25 protein-coding genes are annotated in these 22,215 nt (G+C 36.7%); 6 read left to right on the top strand and 19 right to left on the bottom strand.

Annotated elements, in window-relative coordinates; translation table 11 throughout:
- Positions 1-140: 140 nt before the first annotated feature.
- The 5 genes from FJR06_RS23940 to FJR06_RS06540 form a co-directional block, all read right to left on the bottom strand.
- Positions 141-1,232, bottom strand: a complete 1,092-nt coding sequence (locus tag FJR06_RS23940) for a hypothetical protein (protein ID WP_217356990.1) — start codon at positions 1,230-1,232, stop codon at positions 141-143.
- A 28-nt stretch (positions 1,233-1,260) separates the two neighbouring features.
- Positions 1,261-2,325 carry a hypothetical protein gene (locus tag FJR06_RS06555; RefSeq protein WP_015078888.1) on the bottom strand — a complete coding sequence of 355 codons (1,065 nt, stop codon included), beginning with the start codon at positions 2,323-2,325 and terminating at the stop codon, positions 1,261-1,263.
- A 433-nt stretch (positions 2,326-2,758) separates the two neighbouring features.
- Positions 2,759-3,736, bottom strand: coding sequence for a DnaJ C-terminal domain-containing protein (locus FJR06_RS06550; RefSeq protein ID WP_168633327.1), 978 nt, complete (start codon positions 3,734-3,736; stop codon positions 2,759-2,761).
- Between the two features lie 278 nt (positions 3,737-4,014).
- A complete protein-coding gene (locus tag FJR06_RS06545) occupies positions 4,015-4,470 on the bottom strand; it encodes an AAA family ATPase (RefSeq protein ID WP_168465300.1) in 456 nt (151 codons plus the stop codon).
- A 114-nt stretch (positions 4,471-4,584) separates the two neighbouring features.
- Positions 4,585-5,874 (bottom strand): glucose-1-phosphate adenylyltransferase, encoded by a 1,290-nt coding sequence (locus tag FJR06_RS06540; protein WP_168651074.1) that lies wholly within the window; start codon positions 5,872-5,874, stop codon positions 4,585-4,587.
- 239 nt (positions 5,875-6,113) lie between these two features.
- On the opposite strand from FJR06_RS06540, the gene FJR06_RS06535 reads away from it, so the two are divergent.
- Positions 6,114-7,436 carry a DNA methyltransferase gene (locus FJR06_RS06535; protein WP_168636737.1) on the top strand — a complete coding sequence of 441 codons (1,323 nt, stop codon included), beginning with the start codon at positions 6,114-6,116 and terminating at the stop codon, positions 7,434-7,436.
- Positions 7,437-7,661: 225 nt separating this feature from the next.
- On the opposite strand, the gene FJR06_RS06525 is transcribed toward FJR06_RS06535, so the two are convergent.
- On the bottom strand, positions 7,662-8,294 hold the full coding sequence (locus FJR06_RS06525; RefSeq protein ID WP_217359764.1) for a type I restriction endonuclease: 633 nt from the start codon (positions 8,292-8,294) through the stop codon (positions 7,662-7,664).
- Complete coding sequence (locus tag FJR06_RS06520) at positions 8,291-8,527, bottom strand: helix-turn-helix domain-containing protein (RefSeq protein WP_168651073.1); 237 nt, start codon at positions 8,525-8,527, stop codon at positions 8,291-8,293. Before FJR06_RS06520 ends, FJR06_RS06525 begins: the two co-directional genes overlap by 4 nt.
- A gap of 263 nt (positions 8,528-8,790) precedes the next feature.
- Between FJR06_RS06520 and FJR06_RS06515 the strand changes: the two genes are divergently transcribed.
- Positions 8,791-9,447: a Uma2 family endonuclease gene (locus FJR06_RS06515; protein WP_371723523.1), complete on the top strand. Its 657-nt coding sequence runs from the start codon at positions 8,791-8,793 to the stop codon at positions 9,445-9,447.
- Positions 9,448-9,750: 303 nt separating this feature from the next.
- Here the strand turns inward: FJR06_RS06515 and FJR06_RS24265 are convergent, their stop codons facing one another.
- Together FJR06_RS24265 and holA are read right to left on the bottom strand one after the other, a co-directional pair.
- Positions 9,751-9,963: a hypothetical protein gene (locus tag FJR06_RS24265; protein WP_254434395.1), complete on the bottom strand. Its 213-nt coding sequence runs from the start codon at positions 9,961-9,963 to the stop codon at positions 9,751-9,753.
- A gap of 3 nt (positions 9,964-9,966) precedes the next feature.
- A complete protein-coding gene (holA, locus tag FJR06_RS06510; protein ID WP_254434394.1) occupies positions 9,967-10,503 on the bottom strand; it encodes a DNA polymerase III subunit delta in 537 nt (178 codons plus the stop codon).
- 211 nt (positions 10,504-10,714) lie between these two features.
- Between holA and FJR06_RS06505 the strand changes: the two genes are divergently transcribed.
- The 3 genes from FJR06_RS06505 to FJR06_RS06495 are packed head-to-tail and all read left to right on the top strand — an operon-like array spanning position 10,715 to position 14,008.
- Positions 10,715-10,939 carry a hypothetical protein gene (locus FJR06_RS06505; RefSeq protein ID WP_168651072.1) on the top strand — a complete coding sequence of 75 codons (225 nt, stop codon included), beginning with the start codon at positions 10,715-10,717 and terminating at the stop codon, positions 10,937-10,939.
- 8 nt (positions 10,940-10,947) lie between these two features.
- Complete coding sequence (locus FJR06_RS06500) at positions 10,948-12,903, top strand: N-6 DNA methylase (RefSeq protein ID WP_168651071.1); 1,956 nt, start codon at positions 10,948-10,950, stop codon at positions 12,901-12,903.
- A complete protein-coding gene (locus tag FJR06_RS06495) occupies positions 12,893-14,008 on the top strand; it encodes a hypothetical protein (protein ID WP_168651070.1) in 1,116 nt (371 codons plus the stop codon). Before FJR06_RS06500 ends, FJR06_RS06495 begins: the two co-directional genes overlap by 11 nt.
- On the opposite strand, the gene FJR06_RS06490 is transcribed toward FJR06_RS06495, so the two are convergent.
- The 4 genes from FJR06_RS06490 to recR form a co-directional block, all read right to left on the bottom strand.
- Entirely contained in the window at positions 13,983-14,396 is a 414-nt protein-coding gene (locus FJR06_RS06490; protein WP_217359763.1) for a hypothetical protein, read from the bottom strand. The genes FJR06_RS06495 and FJR06_RS06490 overlap by 26 nt on opposite strands.
- Positions 14,397-14,602: 206 nt before the next feature.
- Positions 14,603-14,725, bottom strand: a complete 123-nt coding sequence (locus FJR06_RS24660) for a hypothetical protein (RefSeq protein ID WP_256369485.1) — start codon at positions 14,723-14,725, stop codon at positions 14,603-14,605.
- Between the two features lie 144 nt (positions 14,726-14,869).
- Complete coding sequence (locus FJR06_RS06485) at positions 14,870-15,490, bottom strand: hypothetical protein (RefSeq protein WP_168651068.1); 621 nt, start codon at positions 15,488-15,490, stop codon at positions 14,870-14,872.
- A 23-nt stretch (positions 15,491-15,513) separates the two neighbouring features.
- On the bottom strand, positions 15,514-16,113 hold the full coding sequence (recR, locus tag FJR06_RS06480; RefSeq protein WP_168633350.1) for a recombination mediator RecR: 600 nt from the start codon (positions 16,111-16,113) through the stop codon (positions 15,514-15,516).
- Positions 16,114-16,229: 116 nt separating this feature from the next.
- Here recR and FJR06_RS06475 point away from each other — a divergent pair, with 116 nt between their 5' ends.
- The gene (locus FJR06_RS06475; protein WP_168651067.1) at positions 16,230-17,156 is read left to right on the top strand and encodes an Rpn family recombination-promoting nuclease/putative transposase; all 927 of its coding nucleotides are present in this window, start codon (positions 16,230-16,232) and stop codon (positions 17,154-17,156) included.
- On the opposite strand, the gene FJR06_RS06470 is transcribed toward FJR06_RS06475, so the two are convergent.
- The 6 genes from FJR06_RS06470 to FJR06_RS06445 all read right to left on the bottom strand — a co-directional run bounded on the left by FJR06_RS06470 (position 17,153) and on the right by FJR06_RS06445 (position 22,097).
- Positions 17,153-17,752 carry a tRNA-(ms[2]io[6]A)-hydroxylase gene (locus FJR06_RS06470; protein WP_148763212.1) on the bottom strand — a complete coding sequence of 200 codons (600 nt, stop codon included), beginning with the start codon at positions 17,750-17,752 and terminating at the stop codon, positions 17,153-17,155. The two genes, FJR06_RS06475 and FJR06_RS06470, sit on opposite strands and share 4 nt — an antisense overlap.
- 115 nt (positions 17,753-17,867) lie before the next feature.
- A complete protein-coding gene (locus FJR06_RS06465) occupies positions 17,868-18,635 on the bottom strand; it encodes a sterol desaturase family protein (protein ID WP_168633317.1) in 768 nt (255 codons plus the stop codon).
- A 136-nt stretch (positions 18,636-18,771) separates the two neighbouring features.
- Positions 18,772-20,319 (bottom strand): mercuric reductase, encoded by a 1,548-nt coding sequence (locus FJR06_RS06460; protein WP_015078906.1) that lies wholly within the window; start codon positions 20,317-20,319, stop codon positions 18,772-18,774.
- A 144-nt stretch (positions 20,320-20,463) separates the two neighbouring features.
- Positions 20,464-21,147: a TVP38/TMEM64 family protein gene (locus tag FJR06_RS06455; RefSeq protein WP_015078907.1), complete on the bottom strand. Its 684-nt coding sequence runs from the start codon at positions 21,145-21,147 to the stop codon at positions 20,464-20,466.
- Between the two features lie 9 nt (positions 21,148-21,156).
- Positions 21,157-21,843, bottom strand: a complete 687-nt coding sequence (locus FJR06_RS06450) for a TIGR04283 family arsenosugar biosynthesis glycosyltransferase (RefSeq protein ID WP_041457690.1) — start codon at positions 21,841-21,843, stop codon at positions 21,157-21,159.
- A 23-nt stretch (positions 21,844-21,866) separates the two neighbouring features.
- The gene (locus tag FJR06_RS06445; RefSeq protein ID WP_015078909.1) at positions 21,867-22,097 is read right to left on the bottom strand and encodes a DUF6737 family protein; all 231 of its coding nucleotides are present in this window, start codon (positions 22,095-22,097) and stop codon (positions 21,867-21,869) included.
- Positions 22,098-22,215 lie beyond the last annotated feature (118 nt).

Here is a 22,215-nt window from a genome sequence, read left to right as displayed (position 1 = left end):
GTTCCCTCCCCTTTACAAGGGGAGGGTTAGGGTGGGGTAAAAAATATTTGATACATCAACCATAACTTTTCAAACACCCTCTAAAGCCAAGTGGCTTCCGTGCCTTTCGTTCTATTTGGTGATACTTTTGTGATAGAGTGCTATTGAACTGACTTTCTTAGTTCTTTGAGAACTTTACCAATACCAACGAAGTCGGTATCCTTATAAAGTTTCCTGAGATTTTCTGCCTCGCTGGTGAGAATAATGCCATTGTAGGCAACAATGGCATCGTTCAGCTTGTTGATATCTACATTTATTGCTGCACCAGATTGAGCAATAACAAGAATAGGTTTCAAAGCTTTAGTGCTGGCTACTAGCTGTCCTGATGTTGCTTGGGCTAGGGGCTGATTTGGTAAGGAACCTTGAGTAGAACCAAACAAACCTGTGAGAGATGTGACTAGTGCTGTTGCTAGTTGTGGGGAAATGCCCGCAGCAGTGAAGCTGTTTGTCAGAGCTACCGCAACTTGTTGTGACCCAGCACCGCCTGTCAGCAGTGAAGCAACGTTAGCAGCACTACCACCGCCTGTTGTACCACCGCCTGTTGTACCACCACCTGTTGTACCACCACCTGTTGTACCACCACCTGTTGTACCACCGCCTGTTGTACCACCATCTGTTGTACCGCCTGTTGTACCACCTGTTGTACCGCCTGTTGTACCGCCTGTTGTACCACCTGTTGTACTAAGAGCCTGAGTAATAGCAGCAGCCACCTGATTCACAGTAACCTGGACTTGCGGTGAAAGAGTGATCACAATAGTGTTTGCCGTTGCACCGTTTGTTACAGTGATACCAGGTGAAGTTGGTTCTACGGTTGCTGCTGAAACGGTAATTGTAGGTAATGCCGTAGTTGCGTCACCAGTTGTACTAACCGCCGACAGAGTACCTGTTGTGGAAACGCCAGTTGTAATGGCGGGTGAAACACCAGATATGATGGGAATGGTGATAGAAATTCCTGTTGCTGTTGTTGCTGTTACTGCTGGTGTTGTTGTTCCTCCTATCGTTGTTGTTGTTGTTCCTCCTATCGTTGTTGTTGGGGGCGTGGAAAAACCACTAGTTTGTGAAGCACCAGTAGCAGCACCACTGTCAACTCCAGCCGTACCTTTACTAACTTGGGCTTGGTTTGGTAATTGCCAAATAACGGATAGTACAGGACTAAGACTGAGGGCAAAAAGGAGATTTCTGATTTTCAACATGATAATGATTCTTTAAATATTGAAGTGTTTATTTAGGCAAGAAATTGAAACCATAACCTACACTCAAGGAGAATACTGTGCCGCCTGCGGTGTTCTCAGTGAGATCCGAAGCTTGGGCTGTAATTGTTAAGGGTAAAGTCGGCACAGGAACAAAGGAAGCCCCAACGTTGAAACCAATTCCACTCCAACCTAGACCTACACCTACTTGGGGATGAACTTGCACACCTGCTCCAGCAAATACACCCGTACTGGCATTACCTTGCCTGAAATCGCCACCCCCAGCCCCTAGTGAGAAGGAGATAGGCATTTTATTAACAGGATCATTAGGCTTTAAAAGGGAGTAAGTTGTTACCACGCCATAAACGCTGGAAGGTCTAATAGGTTCAATACTAGCTTCAGTCTTATACTGAGCAAAGGTTTTCCAGCCAGCAGCTACACCGACTTGATTGGTTCCTTTGGCATAGACAATGCGGTGAGCTTTGAGGTCAAAAGTTCCATTACTACCAAATCTTTTGATACTACCGTTGTTGAAGGATAATTCCAAACCAACTGTTTTTTGGGAATTTCCTAAGCCAAAACCGAGACTGGTACTTCCGTCTATATCATTTAGACTGTTACCTCTCGTACCAGCGGTTGCCCCTGATGCTCCTATAAAAGCGTCACCCATGTTAGCTCCGAAGGCACTGGGAGCAGCAAAACTGAGTCCGGGTGGGTAAGTTGGCTTAGGTAATACTATCTTGGCTTTGATTAGGGGTTCAACTAATAACTCTTGGCGGATTTTATTGAGATCATTGGTATCACTGTCGGCATTTTGGGCAATTAGTTGTTTTTGCCCAGGAGTAGATTCAACCTTTGGTTTTAAGTCTGCGGCTGTGAATACTTGTTTGGTATCGGCTAAAGAAGTGGTTGTTGTCGTTTGATCTGTAATTAATTCATTATTGAGATTTGCTGCTACCATGTCATCTGCCGCAGATGCGGAATTAACTGAGATAGTTGTTCCCAGCAGTAAGCTTGGTAAGGTTAGCCATAAACTCAAGTAGACAAAATGTCTTAAATAATTGACTAGTCTAATGGAATGCTTTTTTATCTTCAAAATATTACTCCTCACAAGATGTTATGCAGTGGCAAAAATCTATAAACAGATATAGCTAGGTACAAAAAAATGTTTAACTCTGACTGAATTAACATTCAGGCAAAATAACTAACTATTTTGTGTATAGACCGACAAAGACTTGGGCAGACACTTGTGATTATACAGGGAATATAACTTTAAAGGCAAGCATTAGATACTGTCCGTTTGCTGATTTTGAGATCCAAAGGGGAATTAAAGCCTTGATGCAAAAGGAACTCAGTGATTTTCAAGTAATTCTGTAATGATTCTTAAAATTTATGATCATTCCAGAAGGCTTTCAGAGGCGATTATTTAAGGAACAGGGATAGCATAAATCATAAAATGGTGAAAATCCTACAAGCAATAGAAAATAACATTTATGGATCGTTGTTTACGGAAATACCCTCAATAATCTTTACAATTTAACTTGTGCTAAATGACTACGGGGGTTATAGGTACGGATAGCTCGGATTTTTTCATAGTATTCCCGCTCTTGGGGTGTGAGGTCTTTTGGGGGAGCGATCGCTACTTTCACAAATTGATCACCACGTCCACCTTTAGCTACAGGCCAACCCTTACCACGTAAGCGCAGAGATTGACCAGAACGAACTCCCGCAGGTAGCTTAACACTAACATGACCATCGGGTGTGGGTACATCTATCGCTGCACCTAATGTGGCTTCATCAGGGGTAATTAAGACTTCGCAAACCAGATTGTCCCCTTCTATTTGGAAAAAAGTATGGGGTTGTAATTCTACCTTTAAGTATAAATCTCCCCGTTGTTGACTCATGGGGTTAATTTGGCCTTTTCCTTTCACCCGTAGACGAGTCCCAGTTTTAGCGCCACCAGGAATACGCACATCAATAGTTTCGTTGCCTAAACTAAACCGTTTTTGAACACCGGAAAATGCTTCGGCAAAAGTTAAAATAATTACAGCTTCTGTATCTTGTGTACCACCAGCACCGCCATCTTGAAGACCAAAATCGTTAAAACCGCCACCTGGTCTACCTGGAGAAGTTCGATAAGAGTAACTTTGTCGTCCGCTGCCAGGACCTGCACCACCAAATAATTCAGTTAAGAAGTCATTAAAACTGCCGTATTGACCAAAATCAACTCCGCCCATATCCCCAGGACCACCACCGGGAAAACCTTGACCAGCTTGTTTCCAATATTGACCAAATTGGTCGTATTTTTTGCGTTTATCTGGGTCAGATAATACCTCGTAAGCCTCATTAACTTCTTTAAATTTGGCTTCAGCCTGTTTGTTATTGGGGTTAACATCAGGATGAAATTTACGGGCTAGTTTGCGAAAAGCTTGTTTAATTTCTTCTGAAGTGGCGGTTTTACTAATTCCTAACATTGCATAATAGTCTTTAAAGTCGGTTGCAGCCATCTACTAGCCTCCTATATAAGTTTACGTGGCGTTGCTGATTAAGGGTATGAATTTTAGTCTCACGCAAAGGCGCAAAGACGCAAAGGTAAGATTTTTAAAGGTTCAATTTGGAAATTTCATACCTCGATTCAGCAACGCCGTTTACGTGATGTTTTTCTAACTTTTATTTGGTCTAATCTCAGATAAAAAGACCCTGGCATTAGACTAACAAATCATTCCTATGATCAAGTGTGGTTCTTGCTGAATGGGCGATCGCAATTCCCGTACTTCTGCTATGATTAAAAGAATATAAGCTCATCTATTCCTTCTTCTACACTGGGGGGAGCATCCTGGAGTTGACGGTGCATTCGGAGAATTATATCTTGGGGAACTTGGCGAATCCGTCTTTGATTTCGGGCCAAACATAGCCAAACTGGAGTTTTTACCCAAACCCCCATGATATAACTAAAGCCACAATCACGGGCGAGAGTAATTACTTCCCGACGATTTTTCCTTTGGGCGTTGGTAGCATCAAAAATCACTTCTTGATCTGCGGTTATGGCTTGCTGTAATTGCTGTTCCAGTTCGCGCCAAATTAGCAGCCAGGGTCCTTGAATTGCTTCTGAGCCAAAAAGCTGCCCTCGGATAGCATCTGTGGAAATTAGCTGCATCTGAGGGCATTCTGTCAATAATTGTTTTGCTAAGGTTGATTTACCGCTACCAGGAAGACCAATTAGCAAAATTAATTTAGTCATAGGGAATAGGGAATAGGGAACAGGGAACAGGGAACAGGGGACAGGGGACAAGAAAGATAAATCATCCAATTACCAATTACCAATTACCAATTACCAATTACCAATCACTACTAACTAAATGATTGTACCATCAGGAATTAAAGCACCCTTGAGAACAACGACAATGCCGCTACGGATATAGAAGCCTTGCTTTTCTCGTTCGGCTTCTTGGATGTTGTCTTTATTGATAATTTTCACATTGTGACCAATGCGGGCATTTTTATCAATAATGGCACGACGAATAATGGTGTCTGTACCAATACCGACGGGAACATCATCTTGTTCTAAACTGCACTGTCTTTCTACAGATGGTTGGTAATAGTCAGCACCCATGATCAGGGTTTCTTCGATTACCGATCCTGATTCTATCCGCGATCGCACTCCCAAAACTGAATGTTGAATCCGACAATCTTTCAAAATACAACCGTCGCCAATCATGGATTCTGTGATTTGGCAATTCAACAGTTTAGAGGGGGGTAAGTAACGAGCGCGAGTATAAATCGGTGCTGCTTCATCGTAGAAGCTAAAAGGAGGTAGGGGTTGCTTAGTCAGGGCTAAATTAGCCTCATAAAAAGATTCAATTGTCCCAATATCTTCCCAATAGTCGTCAAATAAGAAAGCTTGAACATTGTGATCCTTCGCTGCATCAGGAATAATTTCCTTACCGAAATCAGTCCGTTCTAAAGATTCTTTTAGCAACTTAATCAAAACATCTTTTTTAAAGACATAAATCCCCATGGAGGCGATATATGGCTGTAATGCGGCTTGTTCTTTTGTCAATCCCAATATGGTGGTATCAACACGCATTTGTGCTAAAGCTTCACCTTTGGGTTTTTCGCTAAAATCAATTACCCTACCCGATTCATTAATTTTCATCAAGCCAAAATCGGAGGCTCGACGATCATCCATGGGAATGACGGAAAGTGTAATATCAGCATTTGTATCTCTATGTCGCTGGATAAACTGCCGGTAATCCATGCGGTAAAGGTGATCACCGGAAAGAATCAGAAATTCTTCTACATCCCACTCTTGTAACATCCAGATGTACTGACGCACAGCATCAGCCGTACCTTGGAACCAGTTGGGGTTTTCTGGGGTTTGTTGTGCTGCTAACACTTCTACAAACCCATCACTAAACCCACTGAAGTTGTAAGCACGGGCGATGTGCCGATTCAGAGAGGCTGAGTTAAATTGAGTCAGAACGTAGATTTTGAATATTTCGGAATTGATGCAGTTGCTAACAGGGATATCTATGAGACGATATTTCCCGGCCACTGGTACTGCTGGTTTGGCGCGGAGTTTAGTTAACGGATAAAGCCGAGTCCCCGCACCCCCACCCAGAATAATTGCTAAAACTTTTTTCACAAAATTTCTCCCAACTGCCTTTCACTCTCATCTCCAGTTTAGGACTGTATGTAACAACTGATAAAGGGGGATCAAAGAATCTTAGGGATGAATTTTTGAGATGGTAGTAAATTAGCCAAAATAGAACTTATGTACTATAGTGGTGGGTGGCAGGAGAGTCTAAATTTATAGTTGAAGCAGTATTGCCAATATGAACATTTTGTGCTACTTTTAAGTAGCAATTTACTATTAAAGTTATCATGTTTCAACAACTATCACTATTTGAAGATAGAAATACTCATATTGCTAACTGTTTTTATAGAAGCATTGAGGAGTCTGGTTTTAACTATCAAGAAATTGATATAGGTGATATCACATTTAAAGCAGGACAAACAGAGTCAGTACATAGATGGTATCGGCTGACCCCTAGCTATTCGCCAAATTTAGTTCGCTTTTTTATTGATATATTTAAAATTAGTAAAGATGATTTTGTCGTTGATCCATTTAGTGGTAGAGGCACAACAGTTATTGAATGTCAGAAGCATGGAATTAAGGCTATGGGAATTGAGATTAATCCTCTACTTCAGCAAGTGGGAAATAAGTCGTTACTATGGAATATTGATAATACGCATTTAATTAATATTTATCTTGAAGAAATATTTGATACGATTAAAAAATATCAGACATTTTCACTAGAAGATGTTATTGAGATATTCAATACCAGAGTTCCAATTATTCATAATGTCTTTCGTTGGTGGAAAATTCATGTGTTAAAGAATTTGATTATTTGCCGTGAGATAATGAATCAGGAAAAATATAATCCTATTTCTGAATATATCTGGTTATCTTTGAATAAAGCGTGTTTAGATTGTGCAAATATTCATAGAAATCATCCAACTATTACATTTGATGATAATCATCAGAGGGAGATAGATGTTTATTTGGAAATTAGTACAAATCTCCAGAACATAAAGGAAGATTTGATCAAGCTCAATCAAAAGCAAATATTATTTTCAAATTTTAACTCCATTATAGTCGGTAATTCCACAAACAACTTACAAAATAAGATTATTAATCGTTCTATAGATTTTGTAATTACTTCACCTCCCTATCCAAACCGTTATAGTTATGTTCATCAAACCAGACCTCAATTGCATTTCTTAGAACTATTAGAAGATATTAGTGAAGCTACGGAAATAGATTTACAAGCAATAGGTGGAACATGGGGTAGAGCGACTTCAATTTTACAGAAGGATTTAATTATAGTTCCTGATGAGATTAAGCCATATCTTTCTTACTATGATGAGCTTAAAAATCAAAATATCTTGATGTGTAATTATGCCACCAAATACTTTATTGATTTGTGGAAACATATAAAATGTTTAAAACAGAGCGTATCCAGAAATTTCCAGGGTGTTTATGTTGTGGGTAATTCTAGGCTCTCAAATGTAGAGATATTTACAGAGGTGATTTTGGGGCAGCTTTTTCAACACGAGGGTTTTGAAGTTGAGAAAATAATTTCCTTTAGAAAAAGAGGTGGTAAAAAACGTTTGTATGAAACAGCAGTATGTATTAAAAATTAGAGAAAATATTATCTATCTCTTTTTTCAAAGATTCTGAATTTCTCTGAAGAAAATTATAAAGATCGAAACCAGTAATAGTATGAACTAAATTAGGTTCTTTGGTACTTTTTATGGAGAACCCAGTTCAAAATCATTGAAAGCCTTATTGTATCGGCATTTCATTAAAAATATTGGGCATAATAGGTTATAACCCTTGCCCCGTAAGGGTTTCGCGGTAATCAATCCTCAATTACCATAAAATCTACGCAAGAACCCTAAATTAAAACTGTTTATTCCTTCATAGAGTTCCCAACTCTTTGATAATCTAAGTACAGGGCTTTTTAAAGATGTATTGCAGAAAATTAACATTACAGGGAGAATTTGATATGATTTCAAAGCTAAGGACGTATCATAATCAGCCTGAATTCTTTTAGAGTCACCAATTTGATAGCATGAACGGACTTCAAATCCTATTCCTTCATGTTGAATCCAATTTTGAGGAATATTTTGGTTAAACTTATTTTTTCTTATTAATCCATCAATGGATCGATCTTGCTCACGCTCACCAATTTTAATATTGACACTAAAGTGTAATTCATTCTCATTTAAGCCAAAACTCTCTTTTAATAAGTAGGCAAATAAATTCTCATACATATCACCAAGTTTGCGATGTAAAGAAGTTACAAGATTTCCTCCTACTCTGGCAATAATGTATCTTTCGTCATCTAAACCTACAGAACCAAAGGCAGGATCATTAGCTATGAATTGCTGAAATTCTTCTCTGTTATTGACACCATCATAGCTCTTGTAAGGGTTAAATTCTGAAACTTTTCTAATATTTCCTATAGCTATATTCAGTAACTCATCTTCATTTATCATTTTGTGTTTTCTCCATTTTCTATTTGATTATCAAACAAATCTTTAGCTGTAACTTGAAGAGCATCAGCTAAACGAAAAATATTCATTAAACTAATATTTCGTTCACCTCTCTCTACAGCACCAATGTATGTACGATGTAACTCAGATTTTTCAGCTAATTCATCTTGAGAAAGTTTTAAACGTTTTCTGAAATAGCGAACTCTGATCCCAAAAGCGTCCATTCTAGCATCCATATTTAAAAAATGTGTGCTTCAATAGAGTAAACATTTTACCTCATCAAAACCAAATTATTATATAATTTTATCTGACCTTGACTCTGGTTATAAAAAATTATGGCTTTCAATTTAGACCTGATTTAGCTTATTTTCCTTTAACCAGAAATAGCGATCGCAAAAAACTGTATTTGGGGCTTGACAATTGATTTAAAATTTGTTATCATGAAGTTGATAAGGAAGAACTATCTTGAAATAAAACCAATTATTCGTGAGGTTTGATCGTGGTTATTACTCAAACCAGTCCCCCCAATATTACTCAGGATATAACAACAACTCACTTCACTCCAGATGAGTATCGAGTGATGGAGGAAACCGCAGCCGAAAGACATGAATATTGTAACGGAGAAATTATTGCAATGGCTGGAGGTTCAGAAGTTCATAGCCGTCTTACCGTCAATATTACTACTTTACTTAATGTAGCTCTCAGAGACACTAATTTTCAAACTTATAATGGGGACTTAAGAATCTGGATTTCTGAGTTTAATCATGGTACTTATGCTGATGTTCTTGTAATTAATGGTGAACCGGAGTTTAACGGTGAGCGCACTGACGAAATTCTCAATCCTCTGGTAATTGTGGAAGTTTTATCACCCTCTACTGAAGGTTATGATAGAGGTGATAAATTTAGAAAATATCGCTCCCTTCCTAGCTTTTGCGAATATCTGCTAGTTAGCCAAACTGAACCCTATATTGAGCATTATTACAAACTTGATGATAGTAGCGATAGCCTTCGCGGAGCGTCCCGGAGGGAACTAGCGCTGCTGCAAGCAGTTCGCTGGCAATGGCAGGTTTATGATCATCTTGAGCAGTCTATATTATTACATAGTTTAAATGTAGAAGTCCCCCTTGGTGAAGTTTATCGTCGCATTAATTTCTAAAAGCCGACTCACGATTTATACTAAACACGGTTGGGAAATGGACTTTTACGAAATCATGAAAAACCTAGATTTGTAGGGGTTTAGCACTGCTCATTGGTGTCAACTTAAGTTAGAAATGGCTTATCTATTGGCTTTCACACCCACCAGGGAATAAATTCCCTGTCTAATAGCTCAAGTCCGTTAAAACGGACTAATAAATTTTCCTAGTATTCAGTCATCTTTAGATGACTTCCGCTATTAGACTGGGAATTTATTCCCAGGCGGGTTATGGGTTTTACGTTAAGTTGACACCAATGAGCAGTGCTAAACCCCTACCCACAGAATCAAATAATTAAGCCGTGTTGAGTATATAGCGGTAATTTTTAAAGCTGGTTCGTTACAGTTAATTAAGCGTTCAGCAAATTCTAATGCTTGAGCAATGTTACCCAAGCGAATGGCGTTGGCTAGTTGTAAACTATTAGCAGCACTTTCGGAGACTAATTCTTTCACCATATCCCCATTGACTGTTTTACCCAAAGCTTATGTTTTGAGCTTTTCTAGTTCGGTGAATATGAGTTGTGTATGATTGCCTGTATAATCAATCAATACTGTGTAGGCATCGGTGGTGAGTGTTACACCTACTTCGTCAGCTAAAGTACGAGCTTGCTGTATTAATGCTTCGGTTTGCCATTGGGGAATGAGAGGAAATTCCTGTACCTGTGCGGACTCCAGTAGGAGTTTGACTGATTTATTTCTCGCGTCAGGTTTGTGAGTGTTGGTGATAAGGAGTGTATTTGTGGAGGGAATTTTGGGGAGAATGGACTCCAACTGCAACAAAATTTCTTTTGAACAAACTCCCAGTAATGTGCTGTTGGGCAAATGTACTAATCGTCCTCCACTCCCAACTGCTGGTGTCATGATATCGGATAATGCTTGAGGAATGGTTTCTTTAGATTCTGGAGGGTATTCTGTATAGTTGAAGTTTGCCCATTGTTGATCTAGAGTGTGGGTTTTTAGTTGTTTGATAGTGCGAGTTAGAAAGAATTCGTTTTCACCAAAGTATAAGTATGTTGGCATGGTAGTACGGCAATATAATTGTCGTACATGAGCGTTAGCTCTAAACACAATGCTGAACGATAACTAATATAGAAATTAAGTGACTATCTATACATTAAACAAAGTTAATAAATTTAATATACTTTTTGTACTGTTTTGATACTAAGATAGTATAATGTTAGAACATTAATAGTACAAAATCACAATTCGCAAGCCAAGTAACTACAATGTAATGGAATCAAATCAGGTAGACATTGAGGGTATCATCAATGCTGGCAGTCCACCAGTAAAACAAGACGAACAGGATAAAAGTGCCAAAGAAGTGCGTTTTCAAATGGTGATACCAGCAGAAATGTGTAATTTTATTGACAATGCACGGAAGTTGACGAAGACAAGCCGTAGGGCATGGTTGCTTCAAGCAGCACAAGAAAAATTAGAACGTGAAGGAAAACTTTGAGCAGTTTAATGGAAACAATTACCCCAAAATTTGAACTTTTTGATGTCAGAAGCATCCGTCTTCTGGTCTCTAGACTTCATAGTATCTTTCGTGATAATGATAGCCAAAGTAACATTATTAATCGCTTTGATGAAATTACAAAGTTGATTTTTACAAAAATTGTTGCAGATAAAGCTCAAAAAGATGGTTTTGTAACTCCTTTTCTAATAAGTAGTAATTCTGTTAATACTCAAGCTATTAGAAACTATTATTATGAACTGGCAATGCAATACAAGGATTTAATTCCTGTAAGCTTTAGTAAGTTATGTTGCTCAGACCAAGCAATTTATGAGTGTGTTTTAGCCCTTCAATCTTTTGACTTTTCATCAACTCACTTTGATTTCAAAGGTCTTGCTTATGAAGAAGTCATCCGTAATACATTTGATAAAGGAGATCATCAACAATTCTTTACACCACCGCACATTGTTGAATTTATAGTTTCCTTATGTAAACCATATATTAAAGGTGATGTTTGCGATCCTGCATCAGGAACAGGTGGTTTTCTTTCAAGTATTGCTCGTCACAAATTAAACTATTCGTCTCTGACGAGTATTGAAATTGATGAACGTCTTTCTTGGATATCTGGAATAAATATGCTTCTTCATGAAGCCAAAAATATTCACAAAATATTTCTTCCTGATGGAGGTACTCTTGGTGCAGATATTGAAAAATATTTTTCGAGTTTTGATACTATAATTACCAATCCTCCTTTCGGAAGTGACTTTACAGATTCAAAAGTTTTAAAAACAATGAAACTTGGATTAGGCAAGTCATCCCGTCGCAGAGGAATTTTATTTATTGAACGTTGTCATTCACTCTTACGTGAAAATGGCATATTAGCTATTGTTGTTGAAGAAGGAATTCTTAACCAGACTCTTACAGTTGATGTGAGACGTTTTATTACTGAAAATTTTGATATAAAAGTTGTAGTAACCCTTCCAGATACAGCTTTTATGCCCTATGCAACAGTGAATACTTCCATTATTGTACTATCGAAGAAGAAAATATCCAATCATAATACTCAAAAAATCTTTTTTGCAAAAGCAGAAACAGTCGGACGTAAACCAAATGGAGACGATGATATTCAATATAATCAAGATGGTACAAGTTATCTTAATAGTGATTTTCCTGAAATCCTCTCAGCTTGGCATAAGTATATTGAAGATGGTATAATTAATCCGAAAGAAAATATTTATGTGACTGATATTGATTTAATTAACACGAAAGAAGAAAACGGTTATCGCATTGATTTTCAGTATAATCATTCATCAAGAAAAGTCAGCAGCGAACTTATTTCTAGTTGTGCTTATCCTGTCAAATATTTAAAAGATATTTGCATTGAAAGAAATGTTTCTATAGTGCCATCAAAAAATTTAGGTGGAACTATTATTCGGTACACTGGCCTTGCTAATATTGAGCCTCATACAGGTTATGTAGAACAGATACTAACACCTGCTGATTCATTAAAAAGTTCTGTAAAAATATATAAGCCTGGAGATATAATTTTTGCTAAAATGCGTCCTAATTTAAGAAAAGTAGCATTGATGGATTTTTCTGAGTCAGGTTATGTATCTTCTGAATGCTCAGTTTTCTCTGTTCGTCAAAACCTTGATGGTACACCAATAATAGATCCTCTTCTTTTAAGTATCTTACTAAGATCAAATTTTGTTTATGGGCAAATTATGCACTTAGTAACAGGAATTGGTCGTCCACGTATTAACTCACGAGATATCAATCAAATTATAATTCCGATTCCTCCTAAAAAAATTCAACATAAAATTTATCAAAATTTACTTAATCAACGACAAAAAGCAGAAAAACTTAAATTAGAAGCAGAATCTTTGATAGAAATGTCCCAAAATATAATAAAATCTTCTGTAAAAGAACTTGTTACTTGTTTTATAAGTGATAACTATGAAATTTGATGCTCTTAGCTTACAAAAATTTTTAATGGGTGAATGTGAACCTCTTGAGACATTAGGTTGGTTATCTGACATTTTTTTGCCAGAGATAGTTTCTCGTTTAAATACTAATGATGTAAGACAAAGGTTAGGAATATACGCAGGTGAAAAGATTCCAAAGAATGAAAGGAATCTCACAGATGTACGTAATCGTGTAAGTTTAATTTTAGAGTATGAACTTGCTCGTATAGCAACTCGTATTCTTGAGGATAATGGAATACAAAACCTTTTTTGGTGCTATGTTGTAGCTAATCGCTTTCCTGATTTAGAAGTCCGTAAAATATCAGGAGAAAGAGGTCTAAGGGTTGAGGTAAAGTGTCTTCAAAGTATTGCAGAAGAGAAGTCAGCCAACTTTGATACTCTAAAAAAAGATATTCATCCAAAAACAGATTTTGTGGTCGTGTTTCTTTGGGACTGGAAATATGATTCTCAAGACATAAAATGGGACAGATCACCTTTTGTTCATAAAGCTTTTGTTTTTCATGCTTCATCACTTGCATATTTAAGAGATTGGTACTGGTTAAATAAGCCACCTCAAGACCTTGGTGATGGTCTTCAAGGGTTTGATTTGAGATATGCAGTAAACTGTAAAAATGGGATCTATAATCAAGAAGAAGGTAATTATGGAAAGCTGTTACGGATATGGAAAAAAGATTTTGAGTATCAGCCTCCTGAATCAACTCTTATCTATCGTACTATTACAGAGTATCTTTCATTCAAGAATATAGTAATTACTGAAGGATTTAAAAATTTAGCTTATTTACTTTTACCTAAAATTACAGGCAGTAATGAAATATATCCAATTCATTATAATGATAATAATGCTCAGTATTTTATAGGATGGCAATCAAAAAATGTTTGTTTTATTCTTAATTCTTTTTTTTCAATGTTTTCTAAAGAAAGGAAAAATGACATTCTGCTACATATCTTTACAAATGGAGCAAACAAAATTTATACTTTTAATGACAAATATGATTCAACGGAATATGATTTAGATGGTTCTCAGATGATAAAAATAAAACAACATAAAAAACCAAAATATCTTATTCAGGGTCTAGTCGAAAATTAATTACTGATTGACAAAGATGAAAAGCTGTTTTGCTAAACTGTAATCCTGAACAATGGTTGATAAAATCTGTCAATTCATTAACTGTTAAGGTAATGACTGGTTTTTCTTCAAAATTGTATATTTCGCATAGAGTGATGTTTTTTTCTTTTTTGGGTAGAATATGAAAGAAATAACCACCTCGATCAGGATGTCCTTCTTGACTTCTTACACAAATACTAATTCCCTCATCACGAGACTTTAAAATCTTTGTAACTTCATCTACCGAAAGCGGCTCATTTACATCTATTTTAACTAAAGGTGGAAAAGGTATATTTCCAATCTTGTTTTTTGCCATTTGATTTGATTGAATCCCTACAAGGATAATTGCTTCCATAGAATTAACTAACATTACGTTGATAATTAGTCAATAGTACATAAGCATTACTCAGAAATTTAAGGCAAATTTAACAAAGGGAAACTCTGATAGTTAGGTAGTAGTAATATATTCCTGCTACAACGGAAATTTTTTATTTACCTGTTGATTCTGTTCAGATTGTGCGATCGCCCTCCTCCATACCATAGACGATCGATCTCATCATTAGTATAATCCCTTACTCAAAACAGACTCAACTGCTTCCCCACATCACCTTGAGGCTCAACAACCGAAAGTAACTCATCTCGTTTTTTAGCAATCAACTCCAAATAATACCCACTGGAATAGCTTTCAGAATTAGTCAATCCCAGAAATCCTTGATAAAACGTCACAACGTCCCCAGTAATTCATTTTCATCCATAAATACAAAATACTCGCCCAATTCATTTATACAACCAATAGCGAAAATTCTATCTTTACTAGGAATCAGCCCTACTGTATTTCATATATTACTCCCATTTCCGTAACTGCTTATGCACTACGGCTAAATACCACATATAATCATCAATTTTATATTCATCAGCCGCTTTAACTATATATTCCTGCGCTAACTCTAAATTATTCTCAGCTTCATAATATAAACCCAAATAAAGATGACTGTAAAACTTACCTTTTAATCCTGCCAATTTTCCCACATTCAAAACATCATCTGTTGTGCAATTACCTGCAAACAAATCATAGACAGACTTCATGATTTTTCGCGGATCATTTTTCACAGGTAATAAAGAATTACGAGCTTCTGTAACACCGGATAATCTAGCTATGCAAAGATATCTCCAGACTGTTTCTTCCACATCTTGAGCATTAACAGTTAAATCAATTTCAAACTGTTTTGCACCTTCAGCAAATCGTTCTGCATAATAATAGGATAGTCCTCGTTGCCAAAGATAAGGAGTAATTTGAATATCTAACTTTTCTGCATGATCAAAATCTTGAATTGATTCGGTAATTTTTCCTAATTTAAAATAAACCATGCCGCGACGAACATAAGCATTAACATTATTTGGTTGAACGTTAATGGTATTGTTACACTCTTGAAGTTGATTTTCTAAGGAATTGGTAAAAAACATTTTGGTAATGAAATTTGCTACTTTTAATCTAACTCTCTCCGTCCTTCTAAAGCTCTGGCTAAAGTTAATTCATCAGCATATTCTAAATCACCACCGACGGGTAAACCAAAGGCAATACGGGTGACTTTTGTAAATGGTTTTAGTAATTGACCTATGTATAATGTTGTGGTTTCCCCTTCGATACTGGGACTAATGGCTAAAATCACCTCTTGGGGTTTTTGTTCACTTACCCGTCTCACTAAAGCTTGAATGGTTAACTGTTCTGGTCCGATACCATCCATAGGGGAAATTACACCACATAAAACATGATATTTACCTTTAAATTCACGAGTTTTTTCTAAGGCAATCACATCACGGGAATCTGCAACTACGCAAATAGTTGTATTATCTCGTTGAGGGTGACGACAAATTTCACAGACTGGATCTGATGAAAGGTGAAAACAAACTTTACATAAACCTACCTGTTTTTTCGCGTCAACAAGTGCTTGGGCTAAAGCCTCTACCTCTGCTTCTGGTCTTTTTAAGATGTGCAAAGCTAAACGTTGGGCGCTTTTTGGACCAACTCCGGGTAGCCGTTGCAACTGTTCGATTAATTTGGCTAGGGGACGTGCGTAAACCGTAATTCTACCTCCGGGGTTTTTTCTATTTTACAGTTAAATTATGTTTCGCGCAAAGGCGCAAAGGAGCAAAGACGCAAAGTTTGAGGAATTTTAACCAGTAAATATTATAATCATGATTTATGCGAAGAGATTCACTTTTTTATAAACTCTTTCAACAATATCCATCTTTGTTGTTTGAACTGTTGACAGATCCGCCGATTAATGCTCAGGCTTACCGCTTTGATTCTGTGGCTGTCAAAGAACCGACTTTTGCAATTGATGGTGTATTTTTACCACCAGAAAGTGATGAACAGGGCATAGTATATTTTTGTGAGGTACAATTTCAAAGAGATGAGGAATTGTATGAAAGAATCTGTGCGGAAACTTCACTATATTTTTATCGTAATCGCAAAAGATTTTGTGATTGGCAAGTAGTGATCATTTATCCATCTCGAAATACGGAACAAAATGACATTTATCCTCATCGGGGATTTCTCAACAGTCCTCAAGTACATCGAGTATATTTAGATGAATTGGGAGATATTCAAGAATTACCATTAGGTTTAGGTGTCATGTTACTAACTACCCTGGAAGAAAGTCAAGCCCCAGCAGTAGCTAGATATTTATTAACCAGAACCCATGAGGAGATTGTCACACCATCAAGTCAAGCTATGATGGAGATGATCACGACAATCATGGTCTACAAGTTTGAAAATCTGAGTCGTCGGGAGGTAGAATCAATGTTAGGAATTACACTCAAAGAAACTAGAGTTTATCAAGAAATTAAAGAAGAAGGCAGAGAGGAAGGACTGGAACAAGGCAGAGAAGAAGGACTAGAGGAAGGACTAGAACAAGGCATAGAACAAGGCATAGAACAAGCTACAATTAATTTGGTGATTCGACAATTAACAAAGCGGTTTGGTAAAATATCTCAGAGAAAGATAAAATCTATTTCTGGTTTACCATTATCTGTGTTGGAAGAATTGAGTGAAGCTCTTTTAGATTTTCAGAGTTTGAATGATTTGCAATCTTGGTTGTTAATCCATACTCCGGCAAAAACTGACTAACTATGTATTCTCGGTTCTGGGTGTAAGGTTGATAATAATTGACTTTCCACCTCTGCTAATTCGTCTAATCTGTCCATGACGATTTTTCGGTCAAAATAGGTATCAGCTAAAACCCAATACATCCCAAAATGTCGGGCTTCTGATGCCATTAAACTGCGGTAAAATGCGGCTAATTCTGGTTCTGGACAGTTAGCAGCTAGGAGTCCTAAGCGTTCATGACTACGGGCTTCTATTAAGCCGGTGACGAGTAAGGAGTCTAAAAATCTCTGGGGTTCTTGTCCCCGAACTTGGGATTTTAACCCTGCACCGTAGGGGGGTGCGGATAGGGCTGCTAGTTTGATGTTACGGCGTTCTAGCCATTGATTGACGAGTTCAAAGTGTTCTAGTTCTTCACGAGCGATCGCTGTTAACTCTCTCACCATTTTAGCATTAGAGGGATAGCGAAACATCATATTTAATGCTACTCCTGCGGCTTTGCGTTCACAGTGGGAGTGATCTAGTAAGATAATATCAAGGTTAGCGATCGCTTGCTCTACCCAAGCATCACTGGTAGGTTGTTTGAGGGCGTTGATTGTGGGTAAAGGTGAACTTAACACAGCGAAAAACTCCAAATTGAACAATTTAGCTCATTAATTTTAATCTTAAATCAGCTTCTGCATCTTTGGATAAGTTTCTTAATGTTTTACTTTTGAATTCCGTTCTCTGATCCTATCAATTGTGTTTATTAACAGACACAAACGGTAATTTTAATAAACTGATAAAATTAAGATCTCTGGTTTCTTCCGATATACCTAACTGGATGCTTTCTGGTTGGGGCGGATAATAACGAGATTGAAAAATTAGATCCCATATAGTTAATAAACTTGTATAATTACTATTTAAATATTTTGTTAATTGACAATGATGAGCGCGATGATAATTAGGTGTAACAATAAAATAACTCAGGAATTTATCTATTTTAAAAGGTAAGGCAAAATTACTGTGATGAAAAACTAATGATACCGCAAATAAAGATTCATATAATATCCAAGCGTTTGGTGTAATTCCCAACAGATAAATTAACCCAATTTTGGGAATATTGGCAACAATAACTTCTCCTGTATGAAAGCGGTAAGCTGTGGATATATTCATCCATCTATCTGTATGATGGACTTTGTGAAAACGCCAAGCAAAACCCCAAGTGTGGATTAATCTATGCCACGTATACATATACAAATCAAGCAATAAAAAAGAGAGAATAAAATGTAACCAGGGTAAATTAATATCATAAAATAATCCCCGCCATAAAGTTGGTTTCCAGAGAGAATTTAAGATTAAAATAACAGTTAAATTAACCACAAAAAAATTTATTAACCCCAAAATTAAATTGTGAATAACTCTTTTAATGGGATTTTGACGATATTGAAAGAAAGGAACTAAGGTTTCCAGAATTCCAAATATAACGATACTGCTGACAATAGCCAGAGATTTATATTCCATTTTGTTTGATGTCCTGATAATCCTGGCATAGCTGGGGCAATTTTTTCTCTTTCTTCATGAATTTTACCATGAATATTTTCTTCAAGAACAAGATCCCCGACTTCTTAGAGAAGTCGGGGATCTGAAACTCTCAAATTTAAGAAAACTTGGTTAAAAATCCCAATAATTGCTTAGTTCTTGGTGTTAGTAGAGTTTTACGATAAGCGTCTGCGGCTTTTTTAATGGCTTCCGCTTGAGTGGGATAAGGATGAATTACACTACTCAGTTTACTTAAACCAATATTATTAACAATAGCTGTAGTAATTTCCGAAATCATCTCCCCTGCATGATTAGCAACTATGGTTGCACCGAGGATTTGATCTGATCCTTTTTTGTGATGAATCTTTAAAAAACCAGATTCTTCATGATCTGCGATCGCTCGGTCTATACTTTTAAAAGGAATCTTAATAGTTTCTATTTCTATACCTAATTTTTTCGCTTCATTTGCATACATCCCCACATGAGCAATTTCCGGGCTGGTATATGTCACCCAAGGCATCACTAAACTACTGAGTTTAGATCGTCCCCAACCAAAAGGCGAAAACAGGGTATTTTTAATCACAATTCGCGCTGCCGCATCTGCCGCATGAGTAAATTTCCAATTCATGCAGATATCACCAGCGGCGTAAATTTTGGGATTTGTGGTTTGTAAATAATCATTCACTTTTACACCCCAGGTTTGATCATATTCTACACCCACTGCCTCTAAATTCAAATTTTCCACATTGGGAGCCCGTCCCGCACCAACTAATATTTCATCAACTGTCACCGAATCTCGTTCACTATTCACAGAAAAATATAGGCGTTTTCCTTCCGTAACTGTAACAACTTCTTCTAATTGACAATTTAATACTAAACGAATACCTTCATCAATTAAAACTTTTTGCAAAATCTCCGCTGCTTCTGAATCTTCCTGATTTAAAATATGTGAACCTCGATGAAATAATGTCACTTCACAACCCAAACGCTGAAATGTTTGTGCTAATTCACAGCCAACAGGTCCACCACCAATTATGGCTAATTTTTCGGGTTTCTGAGTTAGGGAAAAAACAGTTTCATTAGTTAAATAACCTGCTGCTTCAATTCCCCGAATTTTCGGTTTAACAGCCCTAGCACCAGTAGCAATGACAGCTTTTTTAAATTTTAATGTTTGCTGATCAACTTCTATAGTATTCTTGTTTATAAATTTACCATCACCTAAAAAAACATCAATTCCTAAACTTTTAAATCTTTCCACAGAATCATGATGACTAATACTCGCCCGAATGCGTCTCATTCTCTCCATAACTGTGGCAAAATCCACATCAAATTTCTGAGAAATATTAATCCCTAAATCTTTGGTTTTTCTGATTTCTTCAACTACACGAGAAGAACGAATTAAACATTTAGAAGGAATACAACCAAAATTTAAACAATCTCCTCCCATGAGATTTTTTTCAATTAATGCCACTTTTAAACCCAAATCTAATCCCGCAGCCCCCGCAGCGACAACCAAACCCGCAGTTCCCCCACCAATTACTACTAAATCATAACAATCAGCCCTTTGGGGATTTACCCAATTATCTGGATGAACATTTTTGAGGAGTTTTTGATTATACTCATCCATGGGACGAATTGTGACTCTTGGAGATTCTGAAGTTGACATTAGTATTACCTCTGAATGGTTAAGTATAAACTATGTTTTTGATTATATGATCTGTTATTTATAAATACATTATCATCAGAAATTTATCGGTTTTATATTTAACAAAATTACTAAAATTATTGAAAAATAAAAAACAAAGAATTTTTATAAGTTCTCATCTTCTAAAGCTTTCTTAGCTATCTTCGTGACATAAACTGTGACAGCAATTGTTGCTATCAACCCCATGATTTGAATTACCCAGTGGAGAATGATGTTTCCAGGTTGATTTTTACTGCCAATTAAGGCTATATCTCCTACTAAAGATCCAAAATAAACATACATAATTGTTCCAGGAATCATCCCCACTGAACCAATTAAATAGTCTTGAAAAGAAACACTAGTAATTCCGAAAGCATAGTTTAATAAATTGAAGGGAAAGAGGGGAGAAAGTCGAACTAATAGGACAATTTTTAATCCTTCTTTACTAACTGCTTTATCAATGATGGCAAATTTTTTGTAACTAGATATTTTTTCTTTTACCCAACCTTGCGCTAAATAACGTCCTCCTAAAAATGCTGCTATAGCACCTAATGTAGCCCCAATAAAGACATATATAGAACCCCAAATTACACCAAAAATTACCCCAGCACCCAATGTCAGCAGTGCAGCCGGTAAAAAAGCTAGAGTAGCTATAATATAGATACCAATAAATACTATTCCTCCTATAGCACCAAGGCTATTAATCCACTGTAAAGCATTCTGTAAAAATTCTTGAAGATTGGGAGAAGATACTTTAACAGATTCTTGAATTACAGAAAAATCTATTGCTGATAAAAGGGTAATAATCATAAAAATTCTCTATAATTTTGGGGAAGAGTACCAATTACGAATTTGGGTTGGAGAAATACCGAGTAAATAAGCAATGACAATCATTTGATTCAAAATAGTCGTTTGGATAATTCCTTTTTTTAACCATCTGCGAGGTGAGGTAATTACGGGTGTTGGTAATAGGTGAATTTTGCCCAGAGGTTTTAATTTTCTCATCATTGCAAAGTCTTCCATAATTGATATTGGCGGGAAATTACCAACTTGCTGAAATACATCTTTGGTGAGAAAAATAGCTTGATCACCATAGGGCATTTGCCAAAGATGCGATCGCCATTTTACACCAAATTCTACCAAACGCAACCCCCAATTAGGGGCATTTATCCGTAAAGCAAACGCACCAGCCACAATTCCCGGTTTTGCTAAGGTTGTGCGAATCATCTGCTCGAAATTAGTCGGTAAACGGGTATCAGCATGGAGAAATAGGAGAATTTCCCCACTAGCAGCCATAGCACCTGTATTCATTTGATTAGCACGTCCGGGAGGAGAAATAATTACCTTAACATTCAATGATTTAGCGATTAATAATGTTTCATCTTTTGAACCACCATCAACTACAATTATTTCTACATTACTACTAGATTGACTGCTAATAATTGCTTCTTTAATATTATCCGCTTCATTGAGAGTGGGAATAATAATAGAAATTTGAGCATTCATGTTGACAAAAAGATTTAAATTAACTATTCTGTGATTTTGTGCAAAACTCCACTGCGAATCATCATCTGCGGCCAAATTAACAGAAAAAATCCCATCCAAATCAATAATGGAATAGCAACTAAAATTGTTAACCAAATAATTTTGAAGATTAACCAACTACCGCTGATTAATGTTAAACTGGTTAGGATAATTGACCAAGGTTGACACCACCAAGGTTTAGATTGCCAAGGACTAATGGTTTGTTGTTCAGACATTTTTTGATTTAATCAGTAAACCTATACCTTACCTCATATCTTGCACTTAATCAAGAAACAGGGAAAATGCAAATGTCAATAACTCAGCCCTAAAGGGACTGAGCTTGTAAGAAATCAA

This window comes from Dolichospermum sp. UHCC 0352 (genome assembly GCF_009711925.1).
Taxonomy (GTDB): Bacteria; Cyanobacteriota; Cyanobacteriia; order Cyanobacteriales; family Nostocaceae; genus Dolichospermum; species Dolichospermum lemmermannii.
The sequence above is the reverse complement of the archived record's forward strand: the minus strand, read 5'-3'. Positions and strand labels throughout refer to the sequence as shown.